At 55.6% G+C, this 561-nt stretch carries 1 pseudogene; it reads left to right on the top strand.

The annotated features are described in order from the left end of the window. Positions 1-442 (top strand): annotated as a pseudogene (locus ACOCD2_RS25460) (transposase); the annotation flags it as partial. Positions 443-561: the final 119 nt, after the last annotated feature.

Here is a 561-nt window from a genome sequence, read left to right as displayed (position 1 = left end):
ACGAAAAGCCGCTGGCTGCTGCTGAAGCGACCGGAACATTTGAGCGATGCGCAGGAGAGCAAGCTGGCGGAACTGCTGCAGTACAACCTTCGCAGCGTGCGGGCCTACCTGCTGAAGGAGGCGTTCCAGTTCTTCTGGGGTTACGTTTCGCCCTACTGGGCCGGTCAGTTTCTGGATAGGTGGTGTACGAAAACGATGCGATCGAAAATCGAGCCGATGAAGAAAGTGGCCCGGATGCTGCGAGGTCATCGGCCGCTGTTGCTCAACTGGTTCCGGGCCAGGGGGGCAGCTTTCCAGTGGTGTTGTGGAGGGTTTCAACACCAAGGCAAAACTGACCTCTAGAAAATCCTTCGGTTTTCGGACGTATCGGGGCGCGGAAATCGCTTTGTATCATGCACTTGGTGCTTTACCCGAGCCTGAGTTTACCCACAGATTCTGCTGAAGAGCCACATTTTTGGCAGAAGCGCTACCCCTGAGATCCGTGGGTACCTTCATTGAATTGTTGATCGGGGCGATGCTCACCCCAGCAGGCTTTGTAACCGAAGCCTACTTGGTCGTCAC

It is taken from the genome of Thiolapillus sp. (genome assembly GCF_048562965.1).
Lineage (GTDB): Bacteria > Pseudomonadota > Gammaproteobacteria > Chromatiales > Chromatiaceae > Thiolapillus > Thiolapillus brandeum_A.
Note: the sequence above shows the minus strand (reverse complement) of the source record. Positions and strands in the feature narration are given on the sequence as shown.